A 23,842-nucleotide genomic window follows, 5' to 3' on the forward strand; every position below is an offset into this window, starting at 1 on the left:
CCATGCGTTTTTGACAGACAAATTTATTTTTAGAAAAACATTAACTCGAATCCATCCGTTCTTTGATGTCTTTCAATATTTTCTTCTCGAGTCTCGACACCTGTACTTGGGAAATGCCGAGCCGCTCGGCAACTTCCGTTTGTGTCTGGTCTTTGAAATAGCGTAAATAGATGATCAGTCTTTCACGCTTTTCCAATTGCCGGATCACATCCTGAAGGATCATCTTGTCGAACCACTTCGTATCATCATCAGCCATCTGATCCAATAGCGTGATTGGATCACCGTCGTTCTCATAAACCGTCTCATGGATCGATTGAGGAGCTCTTCCAGCTTCCTCGGCATGGACAACGTCTTCAGGAAGCATATCCAGCGACGAGGCCAATTCATCAATGGTAGGCGATCTTCCGTATTCCTTCGTCAGCTCTTCTTTCTTCTTACGGATTTTATGGTTCATTTCCTTAAGTGATCTGCTGACTTTCACGCTTCCATCGTCCCGGATGAACCGTTGAATTTCCCCGATGATCATCGGAACGGCATAAGTGGAAAATTTCACATCATAGCTCAAGTCGAATTTATCGACGGATTTGAGCAGTCCTATACAACCAATTTGAAACAAATCCTCCTGATCGTAACCTCGATGGATATAACGCTGGACAACGGACCATACAAGGCGGACGTTCCTCTCCACCAGCATGTCCCTTGCACCCTGGTCTCCATCCTGACTTTTCGCAATCAGCTCTCTGACATCCTCATCCTTCAGCCGCTTATGTTTTTTGGTCGTATTCATATTCATCAGCAGGCCCTCTAATTACAAATCGCTTTATTTGTAGAGAGTTGTTTGACCATCCGGACCGTCGTACCATTTTCAGGGTGCGAGATGACATCTACACGATCCATGAAATTTTCCATGATGGTGAAGCCCATTCCTGAGCGCTCCAATTCAGGCTTCGATGTATAGAGCGGTTCCATCGCCTCTTCGATATCCGAAATTCCTTCACCGTGGTCCTGTACCATCAGTTCCATTTCTCCATCGTTTAGGGTGCACGATATATAGATTTTACCGTCTGGCTTTTCGTGATATCCATGAATGATCGCATTGGTCACAGCTTCAGAGACAACCGTTTTGATTTCAGTCAGCTCATCCATCGTAGGATCAAGCTGACTGACGAAAGCAGCTACCGTCACCCTCGCAAAGGACTCATTAGCACTGATACTTGTAAATTCCAGGTTCATTTCATTTTTCATGATGCCACCCCCAGCATCTCCAAAGCGAATTCCTCATTATCTACAAGCTTCATGATCTTGAACATCCCGGACAAATCGAATAATCGTTTGACCTCCGGCGAAATGGAGCAGATCACCATTTCTCCGCCTACAGCATTGATCTCTTTATATCTTCCCAGGATCACCCCTAAGCCTGAGCTATCCATAAAAGCCAAGCCTTGCAGATTCAATACTACGTTGCGGACACCATTCCGATTGATGAGGTCCTGCCATTCGCTACGTAATGACTCTGCCTCATGATGATCCAGCTCCCCTATCAAACGAACAAGCAGCACGTCCTCTTTCAATACAAAATCCACATTAAGACTCACTAGTTTTCCTCCTCTTTCTTTTGCATTAGTGAGTCTTTCTTTCTTGTCCTGGTCATTTCCTGCCACAAGACAAAACTAGTCGCGAATCGCTAAATGAGGATAAGAACAGACAGCTTCCGTTACCGCTTGATCATCATGTCCCCTAGCGAGCGTTTATACAGTTGCCACAGACCTGCTTGATCGACGGATTTTTCTGCAACAAGCGGGACTTCAGTGACAGTCTTACCACCCTGTTGGACGATCAGCTTACCGAGGTGATCCCCCTTCTTGATCGGCAACTGGAGGTCCTCTTCGTATGCGACTGCTGTCGTCAACCCTTTTAATTCCTGCCCCTTCTTCTTGAGCACGGTGACATCCTTGCTTGTTACGATATTCAACTGCTCACGATCTCCTCTCGGAAGATTGACCGTATCCATTACATAATTTTTGTCGAATAGCTTTTCTGTAGAAAATTGATTGAATGCATAATCAAGCATTCCTGCTATATTGGCATTTCGCTCTTTCGGTGTATCTGCGCCCATAACGACCGCAATCATCCGCATGCCATCCTTCATTGCAGTTGCTGTCAGGCAATACTTCGCTTCGTTCGTATAGCCGGTTTTCAGCCCATCCACACCTTCATAATGACGTACGAGCTTATTTGTATTGACGAGCCAGAATTCATTTTTTTGGCCTTTACGTAAATAATCCTCATAAATCCCAGTGTATCCAGTAATCGATTCATGGTTCAGAAGCTCTCTTGCCATCATCGCCATGTCGTACGCTGAACTGTAATGCCCTTCTTCAGGAAGTCCTGTCGTATTTTTGAATTGAGTATTCTTCAATCCCATTTCTTTCGCTTTCGCATTCATTTCTGCAACGAATGCTTCCTCGCTGCCTGAAATCCTTTCGGCAAGTGCTACGCTTGCATCATTTCCTGAAGCAACAGCTACTCCTTTAAGCAAATCTTCAGCTTTCATCACTTCTCCAGCCTCAAGGAAAATTTGAGAACCGCCCATGGAAGCAGCTTTTTCACTAACGCGCACATCCTCATCCAGCTTCAGTTTCCCATCCTTCAACGCTTCCATGATCAGAATCATAGTCATGATTTTGGTCATGCTTGCAGGGGGAAGCTCTTCACGACTGTTCTTATCAAACAACACCTCACCGCTGCTGCTTTCCAACAATACTGCTGATTTGGCGTCATCCGCCAATTGTATATTATTGGACTCTTGTCCTTTTGTGACGGGTACGGAAATTACACTCACCATTGCTGCAGCGATGAGATAGATCATCATTTTCTTCATTCTTTGTTCCCTCCAATCGTTGTTGCAGATATTTTTTCCAATGAAGTAAATTTTTATTACGTCCATTGGAGAAAAACGATTGGAAAAGTTTTGTTTATGTACTTTTGACCTGTCTTTCGGCTTTGCACCTATCCTGCTTTATCGAGGAAAAATAGTTACAGTAAAAAAAGAAGCAGACCGGATCATCTCCAGTCTGCTTCAACGTTTTTTATTCTGTAATCATTTCATGAACCAAAGTCGGACGTTCGATAGATGATTCATTAATTGTAATGTTTTCATAAAGCTTCGTTTTGACCTCTTCCACATCTTGCTGATTGGAGTAGATGGTCAATAGGGATTCACCTTTTTTCACTTCGTCACCGATTTTCTTATGGAGATATAGGCCTACAGCCATATCGATTTCAGACTCTTTCGTAGCCCGGCCTGCTCCAAGCATCATAGCGGAAATCCCGATTTGATCCGCAACCATTTCGGAAACATAACCGTCTTTCTGAGAAGGCAGTTCAATCTTATATTGTGCTTGCGGCATCTTCTTTGGATCATCCACAACAGAACCATCTCCACCCTGGGATGCCAGGAATGTACGGAATTGTTCCAGAGCCTTGCCGTTATCGATGTTTTCTTTCAACAATTGACGCGCATGGTCAAGTGAATCGGCCTTGCCTGCCAATACTACCATCTGACTTCCAAGCGTAAGGCATAGCTCCGTCAAGTCTTCCGGCCCATTGCCTTTCAATGTATCGATCGCTTCTTCAACTTCAAGCGCGTTGCCGATAGCATTGCCGAGCGGCTGGCTCATATCAGAGATGACGGCCATCGTGTTGCGTCCTACCCGGTTTCCGATGCCTACCATAGCTTTTGCAAGCTCACGGGAATCCTCCAGCGTCTTCATGAAAGCTCCTGCTCCGGTTTTCACGTCTAACACGATGGCATCCGCACCTGCAGCAATTTTTTTACTCATGATCGAGCTCGCAATCAGTGGGATGGAATTGACCGTTGCGGTAACATCACGCAAACCATAAAGCTTTTTGTCGGCAGGAGTCAGGTTACCAGTCTGTCCGATTACAGAAACTTTGTTTTTATTCACAAGGTCGATAAATTCCTGCTTATCGATTTCAACGTGGAAGCCTGGGACAGCTTCCAATTTATCGATCGTCCCTCCGGTGTGGCCTAACCCGCGTCCACTCATCTTCGCAACGGGTGCTCCAAGTGATGCGACCAATGGTGCGAGGATCAGTGTCGTTGTGTCCCCAACACCTCCGGTAGAGTGTTTATCAACTTTGATTCCTTCAATCGATGATAAGTCGATCGTATCTCCGGAATCAACCATTGCCGTCGTCAAGTGTGCACGTTCATCTGTCGTCATGTCCTGAAAGAAGATGGCCATACATAATGCACTTGCCTGATAATCCGGGATATCTCCACTTGTATAGTTCTCAACAAAGAAGTCGATTTCTTCTTTACTTAGTTCGTGTCCGTCGCGTTTTTTTGCAATCAAGTCATACATTCTCATAAGAAAATTACTCCCTTTCCAGTCCCTTTATGCAGGTAACGTCTTCAATGTTTCTTTTACAAAGCTTAGGAAGTCCTGACGTACCTGTGCTGTCGTTTCAATCACTTCATCATGTGTCAATGGCTGATCGAGAATTCCGGCAGCCATGTTGGAGATGCAGGAGATTCCCAACACACGGATGCCAGCATGGCTAGCCACGATTACTTCCGGTACTGTTGACATACCTACTGCGTCCCCACCGAGCGTGCGAAGCATACGCACTTCTGCCCCTGTTTCATAAGAAGGTCCGGTATTTCCAACGTAAACCCCTTTTTGAATCTTCAAATCAAGCTTATCTGCACAAGCTTCCGCATGCTTGATCAGTTCACGGCTGTATGCCTGTGACATATCCGGGAATCTGTCGCCAAGTTCATTATCATTTTTCCCTAGAAGCGGGTTGTCGCCCATGTTATTGATATGATCTTCGATGATCATCAGGTTACCCGGCTGGAAACTCTCGTTTACGCCGCCGGCAGCGTTCGTAACGAACAATGTGTCGATCCCAAGCTCCTTCATTACGCGAACAGGGAAAGTGACTTGTTTCATGTCATATCCTTCGTAGTAATGGAATCTGCCTTGCATTGCGATGACCTGCTTGCCTTCCAGATCACCGATAACAAGCTGGCCTTTGTGCCCCTCGACAGTCGACTGAGGGAAGTGCGGGATCTCACTGTAAGGGATGACGACCGGTTCAGTGATTTCATCTGCTAGAACCCCTAGTCCAGACCCAAGGATCAAGCCCACAGTCGGTTGTTTTTCAATTTTTTCATTGATAAAGGATGCTGCTTCTTTCATTTGATTACGATTCATTTTCTTCACTCCCATGTAAACTTACTTGATTTCGTTTAAAAAGCTTTTTCCGTGTTCTGGCAATTTGACGTTGAAATTATCTGCGACTGTAGCTCCGATATCGGCAAAAGTCATTCGCTGATCCAATTCTTTCCCTTGCTCGATTCCTTTATGGTAGACGATCAGCGGTACCAATTCTCTTGTGTGATCTGTTCCGTGGTGGACAGGATCATTTCCGTGGTCCGCAGTAATGATCAACAAATCATCTTCCTTCATTTTCTCTAGGACTTCAGGTAGACGGGCATCATACGCTTCCAATGCCTCTCCATACCCTTGAGGATCTCTTCGGTGACCGTATTTCGCATCAAAGTCGACCAGGTTCAGGAAGTTCAATCCTTTGAATTCTTTATCCATGGAGGATACAAGTTTGTCCATTCCGTCCATGTTGTCCGTCGTACGGATTGCTTCTGTAACTCCCTCTCCATCATAGATGTCGGAAATCTTACCTAATGCTACAACATCATAGCCATCATCAGCCAAATCGTTCATGACCGTACGACCGAATGGCTTCAAAGCATAATCGTGACGGTTGGAAGTTCGTTCGAATGCTCCTGGCTTCCCTACAAATGGACGAGCAATTATACGGCCTACCATGTACTTCTCATCCAGTGTCAATTCACGGGCGATTTCACATATTTTATACTGTTCTTCAATTGGAACAATGTCCTCATGGGCAGCAATCTGCAATACGGAATCCGCTGAAGTATAAACGATCAAAGCGCCGGTTTCCATATGCTCCTCTCCTAGCTCCTTGATGATCTCGGTTCCGGAAGCAGGTTTGTTACCGATGATTTTCCTTCCTGTCTTTTCTTCCAGTTCATTCAGCAATTCATCAGGGAAGCCTTGCGGGAATGTACGGAATGGCTGATCGATATGCAATCCCATGATCTCCCAGTGACCTGTCATCGTATCCTTGCCGTTGGAAGCTTCTCTCATCGTTGTATAGTGCGCTTTTGGTGCTGCAGCCTTTTCGATGCCTTTGATTTCACGGATGTTACTCAAGCCTAGACTTCCCATATTCGGCATCTTGAGACCATTCATATGATCTGCGATATGCCCCAATGTGTCCGCACCTTTGTCGTTGAATTGTTCCGCATCAGGCGCCTCCCCGATTCCTACTGAATCCATTACGACTAAAAATACCCTGTTAAAATTACTCATTACGAATCCCTCCTATGAAATTAACTTCCCTTTTAATGAAAAATTCATGCTTCCATTCTTAAGACGTATGATGTCAGACAACTAAGTTGATAAAGAAATCCGGTCTCTGCTGGACGAACTCTCAGCAGAGCCGAATGGTAGCTTTTTCTTATGCTCTAGGGTGATAGGAACGGTACACATCCTTCAACCTGGTCTTTGTCACATGCGTATAGATTTGGGTGGTCGAAATGTCTGCGTGCCCAAGCATTTCCTGGACTGCTCTCAGATCGGCACCGTTTTCCAGCAAATGGGTTGCAAAGGAATGTCTCAGCGTATGCGGCGTGATTTCCTTTTTGACACCTGCCTGAACAGCAATCGCTTTCAGGATTTTCCAGAATCCCTGCCGTGACAGTGGTCTTCCGTGCTGATTGACAAACAGTTCTTCGGTCCGCTTTCCTTTAACCAATGGACTGCGTGCCCGATCAAGATAATCTTCCACAGCTTCTTTCGCCATATCCCCAAGTGGAATGATCCTCTCTTTTGAGCCTTTCCCCATGCAACGGACGAACCCCATCGTCAAATGGAGGTCTGTCACCTTCAATCCCATCAGTTCCGAGACCCTGAGCCCTGTGGCATAAAGCATTTCCAGCATGGCACGGTTCCGGATGGTAAGTGGATCGTCACCTGGGAGCTGAAGAAGTTTTTCCACTTCATCGGAAGAAAGCACCTTTGGCAGCTTTCGATCCTTTTTCGGCGTTTCGATATGTAGGCTAGGGTCCTGTCCGGCAAGCTTCTCCCTGACGAGGAACTGATGGAACAGCCTGACCGATGAAAGCAAACGCGCAATGGTGGCTGCCGATCGATCCTGATCGTTCAAATGATGCAGATATCTCATAATTTGGTTCCTTGTAACATCCTCCCAGCTCTCAAGCTGCAAGGATGCAGATAAAAAGGTCTGGTACTGATTCAAATCCCGTTTATAGGATTTGATCGTATTATCTGAAAGTCCTCTCTCCACTGTCAAATAGTGAAAAAAATCCTCTAATGCATGCTGCATCTTCTACTCTCCCAATTGATAAAAGATTGATAACCTCTCTGCCCAATCCATCTGGTCCTGATTGAAAACTTTCACTGCAGAACCTTGAGGAGGGTCATATCGATGCTGACGTTCATATTCCATATGGACCATCCGCAATGCTACATAGAAAAAAGACGTGCATACTACAAACACGGCCATCACTTTAAATGTATCCAACATAAAAGATTTAGCTTGTCCCATGAGCAAAACTCCTTTGTCATCCTCATTATCAAACTATGCTGGACGAAAGGATTTATACATCAAAGGAGCCATTCTACCATTAACCTACATGATTTCGTTTACATTGTAAAGAAAACATTTTCATTGCCCGTAGTGCACCATGTAATCGACTTGAACAACAAAAGGTGAATACGCGATCGCATTCACCTTACATCCATTTACAATTTTTAAGCTTTAACCGTTACCTCTTGGCACACACGGCATACCCCATGGAAGGTAAGTCTGTGGTCTTTCACCTGGAATCCCCACTGGGTTTCCACCAGCTTCTCCACGTCACCTAACAGATCCTCTTCAATCTCCTCCACTGCTCCACATTCTATGCAGACCAGGTGGTGGTGAAAATGCTCCGCACCTTCCTTACGTAAATCATAACGGGAAACACCGTCACCAAAGTTGATTTTGTCGACGACTTTCAACTCTGATAACAATTCCAATGTACGATAAACGGTGGCAAGGCCGATTTCCGGCGCCTTCTCTTTCACTAGGAGGTAGACATCTTCTGCACTTAAATGATCCTCTTCATTTTCCAATAAGACCCTTACGGTAGCCTCACGCTGCGGGGTCAGCTTATAACTTTGAGAATGCAACTGCTTTTTGATCTTGTCAATGCGATGTTCCACGTATGCGTCCCTCCCTTGCCATTCCAACTTAATTATATGCAGAGAAGGAACTGGTGTCAAATTAAAATAATTATAATCTGAAAGTAAAAAACACAATTAAATGATTTTCATTCTCAATTAAAGAGCTTCACTTTGCGTAGATCCATTGGACAATCGCTTCGAGTCCTTGGCTTGCGATGAAGGCTTCTATGAATGCTGCCACAATCAGGCAGGCGAACAACAGGAGAAAGATTGTTCCATATTGGACGAATAGACGCATCACGGGCTGGTGCATCCGCTTTGAGAACAACTGTCTGAACAATGCGATTGAAAATATCATCGCTATCGCTCCTGCGATCAAATAAATCGGGATGATCAACAGGTTCTGAGGTGCAATCGATACAGATGAAATCAAAAAACCGTACCACCCCATCTGATTCACGAGGAAACCTACAGAAAAGCCGACAACGAGCCCTTTGATGAATAACAGTACTGTGATGATCGGCATACCGATCACAGATATACCTAAAATAAAAATCAAGAGCATGTATTTCAAGTGATAAAAAAGACTGTCCCAGAATAATGCCGGCATTGCGATGGAAGTACCGTCCGTCGTCTGTTTGAAAAATTGATTCAAATAAAAGTAAAGATCCTGTTTCTGTATGACATTCATGCTGTTTACAATGACAGCTCCGAATATGATTCCAATCAGAAACAGTACGGAGATGAATACATAAATGTTCATATATGCAGCTACATGATTTTTCATCGCTCGTTGCTGGACGTACATGTGAATTCCCATCCCTTCATCCGCTATCTATTACAACTCTATGAACAGGATGAGGAAAGTAGACCAAGCTTTCTACGGTCAGTCTACGATTTTTCCATAAGTGCCACCTCCACCGGCAGTAATATGGAGTTTACCTTTTCGCATGGAAAGGAGCGTCGAAGCTATCTTTTCAGCTACTACTTCTTTCAATGCTTGATAGGATGCCTGGTGAAGGACGGCCATTTCGGATCCAAAAGCTTCAACTAGGCGCTGATAGGTTTTTGGTCCGAGACCTGGAAGGTATTCAAGTGGTACCTGATAATGATAGGAAGGTCTTCTATCATTTTCTCATTCTCAAATACAGAAGTGCATAAGCAGTCTTTGCATCATGGACGCGCTCTTCCTTCACAAGCTTCTCTGCTTCTTCCAATGAGAGTTCCAACAATTCAACGAACTCATCTTCGTCACCTTCGACATTCTCTTTCAACTGTTTAAGCTCATCCGTAAAATACAGGTAGATGATTTCATCCGCAAATCCGGGCGATGTATAAAACGATGTAATATATTGAAGATTGTCGGTCGTATAACCTGTTTCTTCTTCCAATTCACGCTTTGCCGTAACATGCGGCTCCTCACCAGGCTCCAGTTTACCTGCCGGAATTTCAACAATGCTCTTCTCCAGCGGTTTACGGTACTGTTCTACCATGACTACTTTGTCATCATCAGTAAGCGCAATGATCGCCACAGCCCCCGGATGCTTGATGATTTCCCGTTTAGACGTAGCGCCATCGGGTAAAGTAACACTGTCCACTTGCAGTTTCACGACTTTCCCATCATATATTTCTTGCGTTTCAACTGTTTTTTCTTCAAACTTTTTCATATCGAAGCACCCTTCCAAACAGATTCTAGGCTTATTCTAACATAGTGTGAAAAATTGCACGCCACAAACCATTCTGAGAGGATGAACATAATGAATAAACGGCAATTAGGAAAATCCGATCTCTACTTATCTGAAATCAGTCTCGGCTGCATGAGTCTCGGTACTGATGAGAAAAAAGCTTCCCGAATTATAGACGAGGCCCTTGACGCAGGGATCAATTATCTGGATACAGCCGACCTTTATGACTTTGGAAGAAATGAAGAGATTGTAGGTAAAGCAATCAAAAACCGCCGGCAGGATATCCTGCTCGGGTCGAAAGTGGGCAACAATTTCGACCGTAACAAAGAAGACTGGTTTTGGGATCCATCCAAGGAACATATCAAAAAAGGTGTGAAAGACAGCCTCCAGAGGCTCGGGACCGATTATATCGATCTATATCAACTTCACGGAGGGACAATCGAGGACAATATCGATGAATCGATCGAGGCTTTCGAAGAATTGAAGCAGGAAGGTGTCATCCGTGAATACGGAATCAGCTCGATCCGACCAAATGTGATTCGAGAATATGCGAAGCGATCCAATATCGTCAGTGTAATGATGCAATACAATGCATTGGACAGGCGTCCTGAAGAAGAGATGCTCGACTTTCTCCATGGGAATGATATCAGCGTGCTGGCACGTGGCCCGTTGGCAAAAGGGATGCTTAGTGATCATGCTAAAGAAGTCGCAACCAAGAAAGCGGATGACGGCTTCCTTCAATACAGCAAGGAAGAAATGCTTGCCATCACAGAACAGTACACCGATTATGCGAGTGGTGAGCGAAGTCTGAATGCTCTGGCGCTCCAATATGTCCTTCATCACCCTGCAGTTGCATCCGCAGTCTTCGGAGCGAGTTCCGTTGATCAGCTGCACGAGAACCTGGGCTATTTGGAAGCTGCCCCTATGACAGAGCAGCTATTCGGTGAACTTCAGGCACTTACCAAGCCGATCAAATACGACAAGCATCGATAGAGTCTATATCAAATACAATTCCCAAGGCGTCCTGTCCCGGTCACCTTGGGATTGTTCACTTTTCGGGATCATCCTATTTCCTTGATCGTGCGAATATCCTTGTCAAAGAAAATAAGGCTGCCCCACAAGGATACCCATATCCCTGCAATTACATAAACAAAGCTCGCTGATGACTGATCAGCCACATAGCCTCCAATGATGGAAACTGCCGGAATCATGAATGCAGCAATCGCACCCATCAAATTCTTTACACGTCCTCTGTATTCATCCTGCACTAGTGTGATCATCAGTGAAGAAAATGCGATATTGAAAACAGTCAGGCAAAAGGTCATGATGAAATATACGGCCATCCCACTATATAAATCAGTCAACGTCCCCACTGTCAGGATCGTAACTCCTGCCAAGGTGATGCTGATACCGAAAACAAGGTATGGCTTTAAACTGTTTACGATATTTTTTGCGAACAGCCCCACTAAAATGCCTGCGCACGCTCCTATGGTGTGAAACCATCCGAATACAACAGCCCCTGCCCCGTATTGCTCCTGGACAATGACCACAAATAAGGGGCCGATGACAGAAGCAACATTCAGGACCATCCCGATCCATATCAACTTGTATAAAGGGCGATGTGATCGCATGAGTTTGAAAGCATCCTTCAAATCTGCTACATATGAACTGAACTGTTTTTTTTCCATAGCTGCAGCTGACTCATTTACAATATCTTTATTATGTAAAGTCGTTACAATCAGAAGATTCAATAATAGACTTGCGACGATATATACGACTGAATGTGTAAGCATCACGCCGATAAAGCCAATCGCTGCAATCAGAAAACCACTGAGTGATTTGCCGAGGATGATCGATACTTGTGAAGTGGAAGAGATATAGCCACTCACTTGCACAATCCGTTCCATTCCTACGATTCTTGGCAGCAGTTTGTTCTTCGCTGGACCAACCGTTACCATCCCGATTTCATGTAGAATGACTCCAAGGTAAAGAAGAATGATAAAGTAATCGTTAAGATAAAAATAAAAGAGTGAGACACTCAGCCCCACCAGCACCATGATAAGGAAACCCAGCTGCATCGCCCGTTTCGGTTCCCTTCGGTCTACAAATACACCGATAAATGGCCCGAGGATGATTTGGGTGACAAAGCTGATCGCAGTTATGAAGGAAGCGAATAACGCAGATTGCGTCTGTTCATAGACATACCAGAAGATGACGACATCATAAATGCTGTCTGCCAGTGCGGTCAAAAATTGATTGGTTACAATTACTCCCATATTCCTTTTAACATTTGCTTTGGCCATCAAACCCTCCTTCCTTTACCTTTTTTTACCATATTTTCTGTTTTCGTCATTTATCGCTCAATTCCTCCCTTTTTCTTAAATAAAAAATTCTCTTAAACGTCGTTGTAGATTTTTCTAAGAGGTTTATTCAACAATAAGACGAATAATGTAACACTCAATCGCGAGATATTTAGGGGGCGTTGCCGAATCAGTGGAAAGGGCGGCGTGGGAACTACTCGCTTTCCTGTGGGGGATCCGGCAAGCCTCCTCGGTCGTTTCACTCCCGGCGGGGTCTTGCCTAGCCCCTTCTCCCACTGGAGTCTCGCAGTTCCCCGCCACCTTATGTGTGTTTGGTGAACGCTTCCAGGTGCTGCATGGTTATCAACAATCAAGGACCGGTTACGAGCACGTTTACTTCTTAATAATGAAAGCCCCGATCAATTCATTCGAATTTGATCGGGGCTTACGGATTTGCAGCAACCGCTTCATATCATAGTTCATTCTCCACGGTTATGGATCCAGGCCTTATGGGATTTCATGATTTGAATTTCTTCCAGTCCATGTCACTTTCGTTCAACAGTTCTTCGAAGCTTTTGTTGGCTTCTCTGCGCTTTTTTTCTTCAATCCGCTCTTGCCGTTCTTGTTCTTTACGTTTTTCTTCAGCTTTTGCGAGCGCTTTTTTCTTCGTCTTCATTTGTGAGAGAAGCTCTTCATTCAAGCGGTCCTTCAATGAACCATGCTCTGTCTTTTTCCTGCTCATTCCGCTTCTCCTTTCATCACTTCGCTGGATGGAATTACGGGATTCAGGATTCCCTGTGGGCTCGAAAGCCGGAACGCTCCTCGCACGAGGTCGAGCTTCAGCTGATCATCAAAGAAAACTGCCTGCTGACGATGGACCAGCACTTGATAGTCGGCATTCTCCACTTCATCGTCCCACTCTGTACGATCTGCCGCCCACCTTACCGTTGGGACACCATTGACACCGCAACCGCATCCGTCTGTATCATAAAACAACTTCAAATAGCCATGTTGTCCGCCTTTCAACTGCTCCAATACCGCTTTTGCCTCTTCCGTTATAGTAAGTTTCATACCATCACTCCTGAATCCATCATTAGAAAAACTCGACCCTTCACCAAGTGCTTCTACGTATTTTCTACTTCCAATCCTTTAACAAAATTGAACTTTCTTAAAGTGTAAAAAATACATTGCCAGAGAGCAATCGTTTTGCTTTCACTCTGCGTAATGTCCTCCGACTAGCTTGCTCCGATGCAGCGCTGTACCTGCTTCTGTATAGGAAACCGCCCGCAAGAGAGCATCCTTGCCGTACTTATCGCGAATCGAATCCATCACATAGCCCAGTTCCCGCTTCCGATCCCTTCCAATATCGAATAAATTGAGCTGCATACTCGTATCTTCTTCAATGTTGGATAGAGCGATGGAAATTTTCCTTACCGTCTTTTGCTCATAGAAGCTCGCAAAAAGCTGCAGGCAGATGTTGTAAATGTCCATCGTAATATTCGTAGGCTGCTCAAGGCTTCGTGAACGATGGAATCCTCCCCCGCCTTCATTTTTGCTGTAGCCGATCCCAAGACTGATCGTACGGCCTGCTTTCCGGTTATTTCTCGCCCGCTTCGCCACCTCTTCGCACATTTCGAGGATGACATGCTGGACCTGTTCCGGGTCATGATAGTCCCGCATGAGGATCTGGCTTTTCCCGTAACTGATCTGCCCTTGGATGATCGGTGCACCAAGGTCGGAAAGGTCCACTCCGTTGGCATGGTAGAACAACTGATTGCCCATCACTCCGAAAGTCTTTTCCAGCCGCTCCAGCGGGTAGGTCGCCAATTGACCGACCGATGAGATGCCCATCCGGTTCAAGCGCTTTTCCAGGCGTGGCCCGATCCCCCACATTTCACTCAGTGGAGCAACCGGCCAAAGCTTCGTACGGACATCTTCATAGGTCCATTCTGCAATTCCTTTCTTCTTCGCTTCCAGGTCCAGACAAAGTTTCGACATCAGCATGTTCGGCCCAATCCCGATGGCTGCTTTCAGATGAAACGTATCTTCCAGCTCCTCCAGTATCAGGGAAGCGATCTTCCTGGCATCACCGAACATACGGCTGCTTCCGTCCACTTCCAGAAAACTTTCATCGACACTGTACGTGTGGATCGATTCGCGGGGGACATACTTATGGAACAAGCGTGTCACTTCAGAGGAAATTTCCAGGTAGGTGCGCATTTGAGCGGACACGATGACGATGTTCGGATCACTTGGGATTTCAAATAGACGGCTTCCTGTCCGGATGCCGTAGTCTTTCTTCATCGCAGGAGAAGCTGCGAGTACGACACTCCCTTTCCGATTCGTGTCTGCCACGACGGCTAAATGACAGGTCATCGGATCAAGGCCGCGCATGATTGCTGCACAGCTGGCATAAAAGCTCTTCATATCCACACAGAGCACATGGCGATCCGGAAATTTAGTGTAGTCGATCACTGGATTTTTCATTCCTCATGCTCCTTTTTTCTAGTAGTCACGATTGCGGAGCTACCTGAACAGACCATCAGAAAGCGAGTCACGGTCTTCATTCGAATAGTCCTATCTTATTTCTATTATGCGAATATATGTTCGATTTTTCAAGAGGGAGTCGTTTCCATTTTAATCATTGTACATAAAAAAGCCTGCCAGCTGTATGCTGGCAGACCTATCATTTTTTTTCGAATTGTTTTTTCATCAGCTTTTCCATCGTAGCAGGTGTCATGTTGTAGAGCTTGCTGCCTGCTTCCATCCATCTTGGCAGGTTGATTTCGCGGACGGGCTGGAACAATGCATCCACGATCACACGAGCGAGACGATTCGCATCGATCATCAACCGGTCGACGGATGCAGCGTAGTTACCGGACGGGTCCGCGACGTTGAAGAAGTTTGTCCGGACAGGTCCAGGATTGACGCTTGTTACGAACACTCCTTCTGTCTGGACTTCCATCCGGAGGGCGTTCGTAAACCCTAAGACGGCATGCTTCGTTGCAGAATATACCGCCGATTTCGGTGTTGCCATCTTGCCGGCCTGGGAAGCGATGTTGATGATATGCCCATGCTTCTGAAGAAGGAAATGCGGAAGCAGCTGGTGTGTAGCACGCATGACCGCCTTTACGTTGACTTCGAGCATCCGATCGATGTCCTGCCATGCAGACTCGTTGAACCGATCGAACACACCGAGACCGGCATTGTTGATCAGTGCATCGATCCGATCATGAACGAATAAAATCTGATCGCTGACATCTTTCCATTCATCATCATTGGACAGGTCTGCGCGATACCAGTGGCATTCCACTCCATACCGGCGTTTCAACTCATTCGCAATTACTTCAAGTTTCCCTTCCGATCGTGCTACCAGTATCGGAATTCCACCATTCCTTGCAACATGAATTGCAAGGTACATCCCTATCCCATTTGATGCTCCTGTGATGAGGATTTTCTTTCCGTTCACTTGTTCATTCATTGGAATCCCTCACATTTTCGTAAAAGACCACACCATTTTGCTCCGTTTCATCGATGAGTTTACGGTCAAGAAGAAAATCAAGCTGACCGAACGTCTCTGACATCGTCAGACCGAACTGCGTTTCAATATGTTTCGGGAAAAGCCGTTCACATACTTGAAAAGCGGTCATCTTTTCATTTCCAATGATACGGCGGACGTGATCCGCACGTTGAGCCTGTTTCGTCAGCCTCTTCCTTATCAATGGATGCGGATCACCGAATACCTCCCCATGTCCTGGATACACGGTATGAATAGCGTAATCGAGCATCTTTTCAAGAGAATGGCGGTATTGCAGCTGCGGCTTCGGCCGCGCCTCCCCTTCCTGATAAGGAGGCTCAAGCAACGGGTTGGACGAGATATGTTCCAATACGTGATCGCCTGCAATCAAGGAACCGTCTTGCTCCTGGTAAAAGGAAAGATGGCTTTGCGCATGGCCAGGCGTCTCCAACACTGTCCAACCTTCATGCCCGGGCAGGGAATCTCCTTCAACCAATGTATGGGTGACTTCCCCTTCTGACGTATACATAAGCGGTTTTCTCAGCGCCTTCAGGAACGGTTCGTATTGGACCGGCACCCCGGCTTCTTTATATAATCCGGCGAAAAATGTTTCATATCGGGAAAAGAAGGCTTCATCACGCTTCAGCCATGGGTTGACATTTGCATGGGCAACGATGTCCCTGGCATTAGTAAAACGCTCGACAAGTCCGATGTGATCGGGATGATGATGCGTCAAGATGATCTGTTCAATGTCTTCAGGTCGATACCCGAGTTCCTTCAATTGAATCTGGCAAGCCTCCCAGGCTTCCTCCGTCTTGACACCGGCATCCACGATCGATAACCGGTCGCCTTTCAGTACGTATAGATGGACATCCCCAACAGCAAACGGTGTAGGGACGGTGATTTGTGCAATTTTTTGTTTAAGCCTTGTCATCCTGCTGCCTCCAGTAACTGAATAGTCATTCATTTTCTATTGTCATTGTATCATGGGTAAAGTGAAATTCCTATCGTTTTGAACACTATTCACCTGAGGAATCAGCTAGCCTTTGAACATTTCCTGAAGGGTATCCTTCAATATTTCCGGAAGAAATTCGAAGGAATAATTCAACTCGAGCCGCTCTGTCCACTGGTGTGCGTCCTTCCCTCGTGGACCCAGGTTGATGATCGGCATCGTGATCGCTTTCATCACGTTTTCCGGAAGTTCAAAGCCTCTCCCCTGGATCGGCATATGCTTCAATAAATCATCCAAAGGGGAATCGGAAGACACCGGCCCGATGAAGCTCAAATCAGAGAGCCCTGGGAAGTATTCTTTTTTCTCAAGCTTCATTCCATATGCATCTTCGGACTTTTCCCTGACCCTTTCGACGATCGACTGGATATACGGATCGTCATTGGATGAAACAGCCGGGTAAAATGGGGGACTGTAGAACAGAATGATCATCGGTGAAAGGTCCTTGCATAGTCCGGCAAGGTCCTGAACGAGCAATGTGGAGAAATCCCTGTCCCCCTTTTCCCGTTGCGCTTCCAGCAGATTCTGTCTTCGTTCCACTTCACCTTTGCCAACCCGTTTCACCGCTTCCTGATACAGTTCATCATACGTCATCACTTGAATATCCATTGAGAGGTTCGACAACTGATCTTCGGTCAAATAATTGGCCGCTTTGGCATAATAATGATCGAGGATATGCTTTTTCGCCTTTTCAGCAGCATGCATCAGCTTATCATTGATTTCAGCAATCGATTGCTTCATATATAAAACGTTGTACATCGCAACAGCGGACTGGGGCGTCTGTACGGAATACTCTTCCTTCAGATCCCGCTGCATCAAACTGACAGGTGGAGGAGTTTTCTCGTCCCCTACCACTTCTATGAACGCTTCATTCAACTCCAGTTCACCAGCGACATAACTGTTCATCATATTGGCGTTGAGTCCTGCAAATGGCTCCCCTACGTGGGTCTCTTTTCCGTAACATAAAAAGCCGGGCAGCACTTTACCGATTGACCCTGTGTAATAATAGTAGGCAGGATCGCCTGGATAAGAACTAAACATCGGTTCTCCGTTCATCGCTGCTTTGTATTCCAGCCCATGCACTTTTTTCAGTTCGTCCAGTACAGGTAGAGCTGTCAGCATTCCAAGCGAGTTCACCTCTTCATCCGGGACAGCAAGCAACAGGATATTTCCATCGAACGCTCCGTTCATCGCTTGTTCGAGCATGGAAAGATGGACGGTCAATCCCGCTTTCATATCCATCGTCCCTCTGCCGAAGAGCCAGTTCCCATCTTTCAAGTCCCTGGCAGCATCTTCCGGAAGTTCATCGGTGTGCTTCTTCAATTCCTGTGTCAATTCCCTAGGATGGAACGCCAGATTCTGAAATACCCCATAGTCTTCGACCCCTACGACATCGATGTGGGAGAGCAGAATAATCGTGTCAGCCGCCTCACTTTTCTTCACGAGAGCGGTGAACAGCTGACGACCATCCTTCAATGGGTGCAACTGCAGATGGTCTGGATTTTCCATAAAATATGGACGATCGGAAAGTAAGTATTGCAGGTATTCGACGATTGCGATTTCCGCCCGCTGACCGGTGATGCTCGGATATTCGACCAATGAACAAAGCAAATCCGTCAGTTGCTGTTTTGTGTTCCACTTCTGTTCCATGGATGTCACTCCTTGTAAATTGACTTTTTCAGAAAGTTGCCACACAATCTTTAATTAGTAACCTATAGTGAGGTGAACCAATTGAAGACGATGATTTACGCCCACCGTGGTGCCAGTAAACTAGCCCCCGAAAATACGATGCCTGCATTTGAACTTGCGTTTCATGCAGGTGCAGATGGCATAGAAACCGATGTCCAGCTGACAAAGGATGGCGTTCCGGTGCTGATCCATGACGAAACCGTCCGCCGTACTAGCAACGGTACTGGCTTTGTTCAGGATCACACACTGGAAGATATTAAAAAACTCGATTTCGGCAGTTGGTTTTCTTCTAAATTTTCAGACACCCCCATTGTAACACTGGAACAATTTCTCGTGTGGGTAAAAGGTAAAAATTTGAAGATAAATGTCGAATTGAAGACCGATAAGATTCCTTACGAAGGAATTGAACAAAAAGTGTATGACCTTTTACTAAACTATGAGCTTCTGGGCGATACTGTGATTTCATCTTTCAACCTAGACAGTATCAAAGCCTTTCATGATATCGATCCAAAAGTGGAAACTGCTTTCCTCACTTCAAAAAATCGAAATGATCTTACAACCTATGCAAAAAGCCAAGGAGCATCGTGTTTACATTTGAAATACCGATTGATCAACAAAACGACGATGAAGGCTGCACGTAAAGCGAAAATGCCAGTTCGAACATACACCGTCAATCGTCCGATGCAATTCAAAAAATGTTTCAAGATGAAGTGTGCAGGGATCTTCACCGATGTCCCCCACCTTGCCATCGAATACAGGGAAATGTTCAGTTGAACTGAGAATTTGGAGATGATGATATGGTCTGGATGATGGGTATCCTTACAATAATTGCTCTATTGCTGTTTCTGAACATACTGGCAGGAATCAATCGTATAGGTGAACTGGAGAAGTTTCCAGCTGAAAATCATACGGAGCTTATTTCTGTAGTCATCGCTGCAAAGGATGAGGAGGATTCCATTTCTTCTACGATTGATTCACTCCTGAAACAGAAGCAGGTTGACTTGGAAATCATCCCGGTCAATGATCGTTCATCCGATAGAACCGATGAGATCATCGACACGATCGCAAGGAATCATGCATCCGTCAAACCAATCCACATCAAGGAACTGCCGGAAGGATGGCTCGGAAAAAATCACGCCTTGTCTGTTGGAGCAGAAAAAGCAACAGGAACCTACATCGTTTTCGCCGATGCAGATGTGAATTTTTCTGAGGACATGCTTTCCAAGGCTCTTGCCTGTATTAAAAACGAATGCGCGGATCATTTGACGGTCGCTCCTGCGTTTACCGCCAGCAGCACTCTGTTGAAAGGGTTCATTTCCATATTTCTGTTCGGCTTTACAGTACTTAAGCGTCCTTGGCGAGCCAATAAGAATAAACGCACTGGAGGAATCGGGATTGGTGCGTTTCAGATGATTATGAAATCATGCTACCAGGAAACTGGCGGATATAGCCGCTTACGAATGCGACCGGATGATGATCTTGCATTCGGCCAGCATGTGAAACGGCTGGGATATAGACAGCGAATCGTTACAGGGTTAAGTGATTTGAAAGTTGAATGGTACCCTGATTTAAAGACAGCTGTCCGTGGACTTGAGAAGAATGTATTTGCTGGTTTCAATTATTCGATACTAGCCGCTGCAGCTACGATCATTGCAGTGTTTGTTACCCATATCCTGCCGTTCATCCTGCTCATCATCGGCAGGCCGACGATTCAAATCATTAGCCTGACCCTCTGCTTTTTGTTACTTTGTATGTATTCATTGACTACAGTGAAATTTACAAACTTCCCCATCTTTATCGTGTTACTTCTACCTCTATCTGCTTCCTTGATCCTGTTCACCATTGTCCGGTCCTTGTGGCTTACGTGGAAACATAAGGGGATTTATTGGAGGGGTACACATTATTCTTTGAAAGAAATGAAGCAGCATTTCAAACAAAACCAGGAGGGTCACCGATGAATCCTAAATTATTCTCCAGCTATACCGTGAAAGGTGTCACATTGAAAAATCGTATCGTCATGTCTCCGATGTGTATGTACTCATCGATGCAAGAAGACGGCCATGTCCAACCCTTCCACCTCACCCATTATGAAAGCAGAGCAGCGGGACAAGCTGGGCTCGTCATGATAGAGGCAACATCTGTCGTTCCGGAAGGCCGAATTTCCCATCAGGATCTCGGGATATGGAGCGATGAACATATCGAAGGCTTAAGCAAAATAAATGAAGGCATCCACCGGCATGGCGCAAAGTCAGCAATCCAGCTGGCACATGCAGGCAGAAAAGCGAACCTTAGAGATGAAATCTTTTCACCAAGCGCGATTCCATTCAATGATTCGTTCAAACAGCCTACTGAAATGAACACCGAAGAAATCAAGAAGGTGGTCGAAGCTTTCAAAGCAGCTGCCCGCCGTTCCAAAGAAGCCGGATTTGATATCATCGAACTTCATGGTGCACACGGCTACTTGATCAATCAATTTCTTTCTCCTTTAACAAATAAACGAACAGATGAGTACGGCGGATCAAAAGAAAAACGGTACGCTTTCCTCCGTGAAGTGATCGAAGCAGTCCAGACAGAATGGAACGGTCCACTGTTCGTAAGGGTTTCCGGCAATGAGTACGATGAAAACGGCAATACAATGGACGATTTCATTTATTTTGCAAAAGAAATGAAGAATCAGGGTGTCGATCTGATCGATGTAAGTTCAGGAGGCGTAGTCCCAGCAAGAATTGACGTGTACCCTGGTTATCAGGTGACGTATGCAGAAAGAATCAAGCATCAAGCTTCCATTGACACCGGAGCGGTAGGGATGATCACCTCAGGTCTGCAGGCAGAGGAAATAGTGAAGAATGAACGTGCAGATCTGATATTTGTTGCACGCGCAATGCTCCGCAATCCTTATTGGGCGAAACAGGCTGCGGATGATTTGGGATATGAACTGCAAGGCCCACCGCAATACGATCGTGCATGGTAAGCATGCCTTGTTAACACAAATGCGTGTTAATGAAGCATGTCAAAACATATATATTTAACACTGTTGACACCACCTTTTACAACAGTGGAAACAGCACAATAAAAAGGAGCTTGGATTTCCAAGCTCCTTTTTATATATGTTAAATGATCTCTCATTCATCTCGAATTTATTGATAGAATTTACGAATCTGATTTAAGTCTTCTATAAATTGATTCGACTCTTCTTCACTCAACCAAACAAGCATCTGTTCATTTAAAGTAAGAATTTGACCATCTCCCTCATCTTTGTGATTGTTTAAATAGTAAAAAATTGTATCCAATTGGTCTTTATTAAGGGTAGATTGAGTCGTAAAGTGCTTTATTTGATTTAAAACAAATTCACCGTTGAGATGATCGAACTCTCCTCTAATTATTTTTCCATTAACATCCACGCTACCATCTCCTTTATGGAGATAGTTTATTCCAATCGGCAAAATTATATAAACTTTTACGCAGCAAGGATATTACACTTCGGAATTAACTTCCGATTTCTTTATAACCCCAATTCTACTTACTACAGAAACGCTTCCCTATCTGAATTACTTGATTCAGGGATCTCTTGAAGCAGACGTTAAACTTAAGCATTCGTTAGTTAAAAGGATAAAGTAAGGTTGACGTTGAACTATATAATAAATAATCAAGGAGATTTTTTGGTTTAAATTAAAAACTAAAGGAGTATTCCTATGAATAATATTTTTGAGATCACGTATACAGATGAAATATTAAATCGCATCGAAAATTTACATGTGAATTCACAACCGAAATGGGGGAATATGGATGTCTCTCAAATGTTAGCTCATTGCTCATCTTTCCAAGATATTGCTATGGGCTATTCTTCACCTAAAAGAGGTTGGTTAGGGTTATTAGTAGGTAGATTTGCGAAACCAATCTTTTATAATGACAAACCTTTAGACCACAATATGTCTACTATTCCAAGCATTTTAATTACATCTAAAAAAGATTTTGAAATAGAAAGAGAAAAACTGAAACAAAAAATAATAGTATTTCAAAAAAATGGACCAAAGGCTTGTACAGATCACCCACACCCTTTTTTCGGAAAACTTACTTCCGAACAATGGGGAAAAGGAATCTACAAGCATCTTGACCACCATTTAAAGCAATTTGGTGTTTAATAGCAAGAATTTAACTATAGTGTATCATCTCAAAGTAACCTGATCGGTTACCTAAATTAGAAAGCTGATCTCATTATTAAAGTAAAGCCCCCTATTTAGGAAACTTGATTTCGAGATAACTTAGAGCGTAATAAGATCCTTTACACCTATAAAAATGAGCAGTCCAATTGCAATGCTAATTGGGCTGCTCATTTAGATTGTCTTTTACGATATTGTACTCCATAGCCGAACCCGCTCTTGAACATACTCAGTTTTTTCACACTAGGATATCCCGTGTTCAGCCAGCAGGTCTTCACCCTTGCGATCCACCGCGATCCAAGTAGAAGCATCTTCCTCATCTACGCCTTCTTTCAATGCAAGTACGAAGTGCGCCTGACACATTTCCCCCGACTGGATCGAGCTCAATGGCAAGGTCAGCCCATAACGATCATATTTGACGATATCAACATAGTCATAGCATTGCTCAAATGGATAACGAGTAGAAAATGCTGCAGGCATACCTCCACCATTTGTCGCCCGGGAAAGTAAAGAAGCTCCGTCCTCTGTACCAAGATTCATCATATAAGCATCATTGATGAACTGAAGTGATTCAAGGTTTTCTCCACTATCAGGTCCACAGGAAAAATCATCGCAATCCCCCGGCTCTAGGAAAGCTTTAAATGTACATTCATTTGTCTGTTGATTCACCCTGACGCGCCACACTGCCGCAATCATGACATCCACTTCTATGTTATTTTGAAAATTCCCAAGAACTTCACCAATAAGAAGCTCTGCAGTGTAAGTCTCCCCTTCGTAGCTCAGAACCGTTGCACCGCTATCAAGCATATAAGCTGCCTTTTCCGCTTTATCGGTTACCGCGTTTCCTTCAAGAATAAGAGGAAAACACATCGTACCAAAGGGTGTACTGACTTTATTTGTTTGGAAATTCAACTGTGTATAAGGAATTACAGATTGGAACAGCTTCATCATTACACCTCTCACTTAAAGATACTCTGCACCCAGCCCTATGTAGATCAGAGCCATAATCATGATTAATCCAATTGAAACGAACAGCCTCGTACGACGACGCCACCCTTTCATCCAACCCCACCGACTGCGATTCACATCAAACCAGAAATAATCAGCGAAGGCAGCACCGATGATCACTATTAAAAACACAAGCACCTCCATGTAATCACC

28 protein-coding genes are annotated in these 23,842 nt (G+C 44.9%); 5 read left to right on the forward strand and 23 right to left on the reverse strand.

Features of this window, described 5'->3' with window-relative positions:
• Window positions 1-40: 40 nt before the first annotated feature.
• The 13 genes from sigF to ACFQ2J_RS05080 all read right to left on the reverse strand — a co-directional run bounded on the left by sigF (window position 41) and on the right by ACFQ2J_RS05080 (window position 9,988).
• Window positions 41-793, reverse strand: a complete 753-nt coding sequence (sigF, locus tag ACFQ2J_RS05020) for an RNA polymerase sporulation sigma factor SigF (protein ID WP_386057149.1) — start codon at window positions 791-793, stop codon at window positions 41-43.
• 11 nt (window positions 794-804) lie between these two features.
• Window positions 805-1,245, reverse strand: a complete 441-nt coding sequence (gene spoIIAB, locus ACFQ2J_RS05025) for an anti-sigma F factor (protein ID WP_386057151.1) — start codon at window positions 1,243-1,245, stop codon at window positions 805-807.
• Window positions 1,242-1,595, reverse strand: a complete 354-nt coding sequence (gene spoIIAA / locus ACFQ2J_RS05030; RefSeq protein WP_386057153.1) for an anti-sigma F factor antagonist — start codon at window positions 1,593-1,595, stop codon at window positions 1,242-1,244. Before spoIIAA ends, spoIIAB begins: the two co-directional genes overlap by 4 nt.
• Before the next feature lie 119 nt (window positions 1,596-1,714).
• Window positions 1,715-2,881, reverse strand: a complete 1,167-nt coding sequence (locus tag ACFQ2J_RS05035; protein WP_386057155.1) for a D-alanyl-D-alanine carboxypeptidase family protein — start codon at window positions 2,879-2,881, stop codon at window positions 1,715-1,717.
• Between the two features lie 208 nt (window positions 2,882-3,089).
• On the reverse strand, window positions 3,090-4,394 hold the full coding sequence (locus ACFQ2J_RS05040; protein WP_386057156.1) for a pyrimidine-nucleoside phosphorylase: 1,305 nt from the start codon (window positions 4,392-4,394) through the stop codon (window positions 3,090-3,092).
• A 27-nt stretch (window positions 4,395-4,421) separates the two neighbouring features.
• Window positions 4,422-5,243, reverse strand: a complete 822-nt coding sequence (locus ACFQ2J_RS05045) for a purine-nucleoside phosphorylase (protein WP_386057158.1) — start codon at window positions 5,241-5,243, stop codon at window positions 4,422-4,424.
• Between the two features lie 21 nt (window positions 5,244-5,264).
• Complete coding sequence (gene deoB, locus ACFQ2J_RS05050; protein ID WP_386057159.1) at window positions 5,265-6,443, reverse strand: phosphopentomutase; 1,179 nt, start codon at window positions 6,441-6,443, stop codon at window positions 5,265-5,267.
• Window positions 6,444-6,591: 148 nt separating this feature from the next.
• Entirely contained in the window at window positions 6,592-7,479 is an 888-nt protein-coding gene (xerD, locus tag ACFQ2J_RS05055; protein WP_386057161.1) for a site-specific tyrosine recombinase XerD, read from the reverse strand.
• A 3-nt stretch (window positions 7,480-7,482) separates the two neighbouring features.
• Window positions 7,483-7,701 (reverse strand): DUF4227 family protein, encoded by a 219-nt coding sequence (locus tag ACFQ2J_RS05060; protein ID WP_386057163.1) that lies wholly within the window; start codon window positions 7,699-7,701, stop codon window positions 7,483-7,485.
• A gap of 206 nt (window positions 7,702-7,907) precedes the next feature.
• Window positions 7,908-8,360 (reverse strand): ferric iron uptake transcriptional regulator, encoded by a 453-nt coding sequence (gene fur, locus ACFQ2J_RS05065; RefSeq protein ID WP_386057164.1) that lies wholly within the window; start codon window positions 8,358-8,360, stop codon window positions 7,908-7,910.
• A 127-nt stretch (window positions 8,361-8,487) separates the two neighbouring features.
• The gene (gene spoIIM / locus ACFQ2J_RS05070) at window positions 8,488-9,129 is read right to left on the reverse strand and encodes a stage II sporulation protein M (RefSeq protein ID WP_386057166.1); all 642 of its coding nucleotides are present in this window, start codon (window positions 9,127-9,129) and stop codon (window positions 8,488-8,490) included.
• A gap of 78 nt (window positions 9,130-9,207) precedes the next feature.
• Window positions 9,208-9,351 carry a hypothetical protein gene (locus ACFQ2J_RS05075; RefSeq protein WP_386057168.1) on the reverse strand — a complete coding sequence of 48 codons (144 nt, stop codon included), beginning with the start codon at window positions 9,349-9,351 and terminating at the stop codon, window positions 9,208-9,210.
• Window positions 9,352-9,448: 97 nt separating this feature from the next.
• Window positions 9,449-9,988, reverse strand: a complete 540-nt coding sequence (locus tag ACFQ2J_RS05080) for an NUDIX domain-containing protein (RefSeq protein ID WP_386057170.1) — start codon at window positions 9,986-9,988, stop codon at window positions 9,449-9,451.
• A gap of 90 nt (window positions 9,989-10,078) precedes the next feature.
• On the opposite strand from ACFQ2J_RS05080, the gene ACFQ2J_RS05085 reads away from it, so the two are divergent.
• Window positions 10,079-10,999 carry an aldo/keto reductase gene (locus ACFQ2J_RS05085; RefSeq protein WP_386057172.1) on the forward strand — a complete coding sequence of 307 codons (921 nt, stop codon included), beginning with the start codon at window positions 10,079-10,081 and terminating at the stop codon, window positions 10,997-10,999.
• A gap of 68 nt (window positions 11,000-11,067) precedes the next feature.
• Here ACFQ2J_RS05085 and ACFQ2J_RS05090 read toward each other — a convergent pair whose 3' ends face one another.
• The 7 genes from ACFQ2J_RS05090 to ACFQ2J_RS05120 form a co-directional block, all read right to left on the reverse strand.
• Window positions 11,068-12,309 (reverse strand): MFS transporter, encoded by a 1,242-nt coding sequence (locus ACFQ2J_RS05090; protein WP_386057174.1) that lies wholly within the window; start codon window positions 12,307-12,309, stop codon window positions 11,068-11,070.
• Between the two features lie 514 nt (window positions 12,310-12,823).
• Complete coding sequence (locus ACFQ2J_RS05095) at window positions 12,824-13,048, reverse strand: YqkE family protein (RefSeq protein WP_386057175.1); 225 nt, start codon at window positions 13,046-13,048, stop codon at window positions 12,824-12,826.
• A complete protein-coding gene (locus ACFQ2J_RS05100) occupies window positions 13,045-13,377 on the reverse strand; it encodes an iron-sulfur cluster biosynthesis family protein (RefSeq protein ID WP_386057177.1) in 333 nt (110 codons plus the stop codon). The genes ACFQ2J_RS05095 and ACFQ2J_RS05100 overlap by 4 nt, the downstream gene beginning before the upstream one ends.
• A 141-nt stretch (window positions 13,378-13,518) precedes the next feature.
• Window positions 13,519-14,793 carry a Y-family DNA polymerase gene (locus ACFQ2J_RS05105; RefSeq protein ID WP_386057179.1) on the reverse strand — a complete coding sequence of 425 codons (1,275 nt, stop codon included), beginning with the start codon at window positions 14,791-14,793 and terminating at the stop codon, window positions 13,519-13,521.
• A 199-nt stretch (window positions 14,794-14,992) separates the two neighbouring features.
• Window positions 14,993-15,787 (reverse strand): SDR family NAD(P)-dependent oxidoreductase, encoded by a 795-nt coding sequence (locus ACFQ2J_RS05110; protein ID WP_386057181.1) that lies wholly within the window; start codon window positions 15,785-15,787, stop codon window positions 14,993-14,995.
• Window positions 15,780-16,757: an MBL fold metallo-hydrolase gene (locus tag ACFQ2J_RS05115; RefSeq protein ID WP_386057183.1), complete on the reverse strand. Its 978-nt coding sequence runs from the start codon at window positions 16,755-16,757 to the stop codon at window positions 15,780-15,782. Before ACFQ2J_RS05115 ends, ACFQ2J_RS05110 begins: the two co-directional genes overlap by 8 nt.
• 105 nt (window positions 16,758-16,862) lie before the next feature.
• On the reverse strand, window positions 16,863-18,482 hold the full coding sequence (locus ACFQ2J_RS05120) for a M20/M25/M40 family metallo-hydrolase (RefSeq protein WP_386057185.1): 1,620 nt from the start codon (window positions 18,480-18,482) through the stop codon (window positions 16,863-16,865).
• A 90-nt stretch (window positions 18,483-18,572) separates the two neighbouring features.
• Between ACFQ2J_RS05120 and ACFQ2J_RS05125 the strand changes: the two genes are divergently transcribed.
• The 3 genes from ACFQ2J_RS05125 to namA are packed head-to-tail and all read left to right on the forward strand — an operon-like array spanning window position 18,573 to window position 21,492.
• Window positions 18,573-19,295 carry a glycerophosphodiester phosphodiesterase gene (locus tag ACFQ2J_RS05125; RefSeq protein ID WP_386058351.1) on the forward strand — a complete coding sequence of 241 codons (723 nt, stop codon included), beginning with the start codon at window positions 18,573-18,575 and terminating at the stop codon, window positions 19,293-19,295.
• A gap of 23 nt (window positions 19,296-19,318) precedes the next feature.
• Window positions 19,319-20,479: a glycosyltransferase gene (locus ACFQ2J_RS05130; protein WP_386057186.1), complete on the forward strand. Its 1,161-nt coding sequence runs from the start codon at window positions 19,319-19,321 to the stop codon at window positions 20,477-20,479.
• Window positions 20,476-21,492, forward strand: a complete 1,017-nt coding sequence (gene namA / locus ACFQ2J_RS05135) for an NADPH dehydrogenase NamA (RefSeq protein WP_386057188.1) — start codon at window positions 20,476-20,478, stop codon at window positions 21,490-21,492. The genes ACFQ2J_RS05130 and namA overlap by 4 nt, the downstream gene beginning before the upstream one ends.
• 166 nt (window positions 21,493-21,658) lie before the next feature.
• Here the strand turns inward: namA and ACFQ2J_RS05140 are convergent, their stop codons facing one another.
• On the reverse strand, window positions 21,659-21,922 hold the full coding sequence (locus tag ACFQ2J_RS05140) for a hypothetical protein (protein ID WP_386057189.1): 264 nt from the start codon (window positions 21,920-21,922) through the stop codon (window positions 21,659-21,661).
• A 291-nt stretch (window positions 21,923-22,213) separates the two neighbouring features.
• Between ACFQ2J_RS05140 and ACFQ2J_RS05145 the strand changes: the two genes are divergently transcribed.
• The gene (locus ACFQ2J_RS05145) at window positions 22,214-22,663 is read left to right on the forward strand and encodes a DUF1569 domain-containing protein (RefSeq protein ID WP_386057191.1); all 450 of its coding nucleotides are present in this window, start codon (window positions 22,214-22,216) and stop codon (window positions 22,661-22,663) included.
• Window positions 22,664-22,924: 261 nt separating this feature from the next.
• On the opposite strand, the gene ACFQ2J_RS05150 is transcribed toward ACFQ2J_RS05145, so the two are convergent.
• Together ACFQ2J_RS05150 and ACFQ2J_RS05155 are read right to left on the reverse strand one after the other, a co-directional pair.
• Window positions 22,925-23,629 (reverse strand): hypothetical protein, encoded by a 705-nt coding sequence (locus ACFQ2J_RS05150; protein ID WP_386057193.1) that lies wholly within the window; start codon window positions 23,627-23,629, stop codon window positions 22,925-22,927.
• A gap of 15 nt (window positions 23,630-23,644) precedes the next feature.
• Entirely contained in the window at window positions 23,645-23,833 is a 189-nt protein-coding gene (locus tag ACFQ2J_RS05155) for a hypothetical protein (RefSeq protein ID WP_386057195.1), read from the reverse strand.
• Window positions 23,834-23,842: the final 9 nt, after the last annotated feature.

This window comes from Thalassobacillus hwangdonensis (assembly GCF_042675915.1).
Lineage (GTDB): Bacteria > Bacillota > Bacilli > Bacillales > Halobacillaceae > Thalassobacillus_A > Thalassobacillus_A hwangdonensis.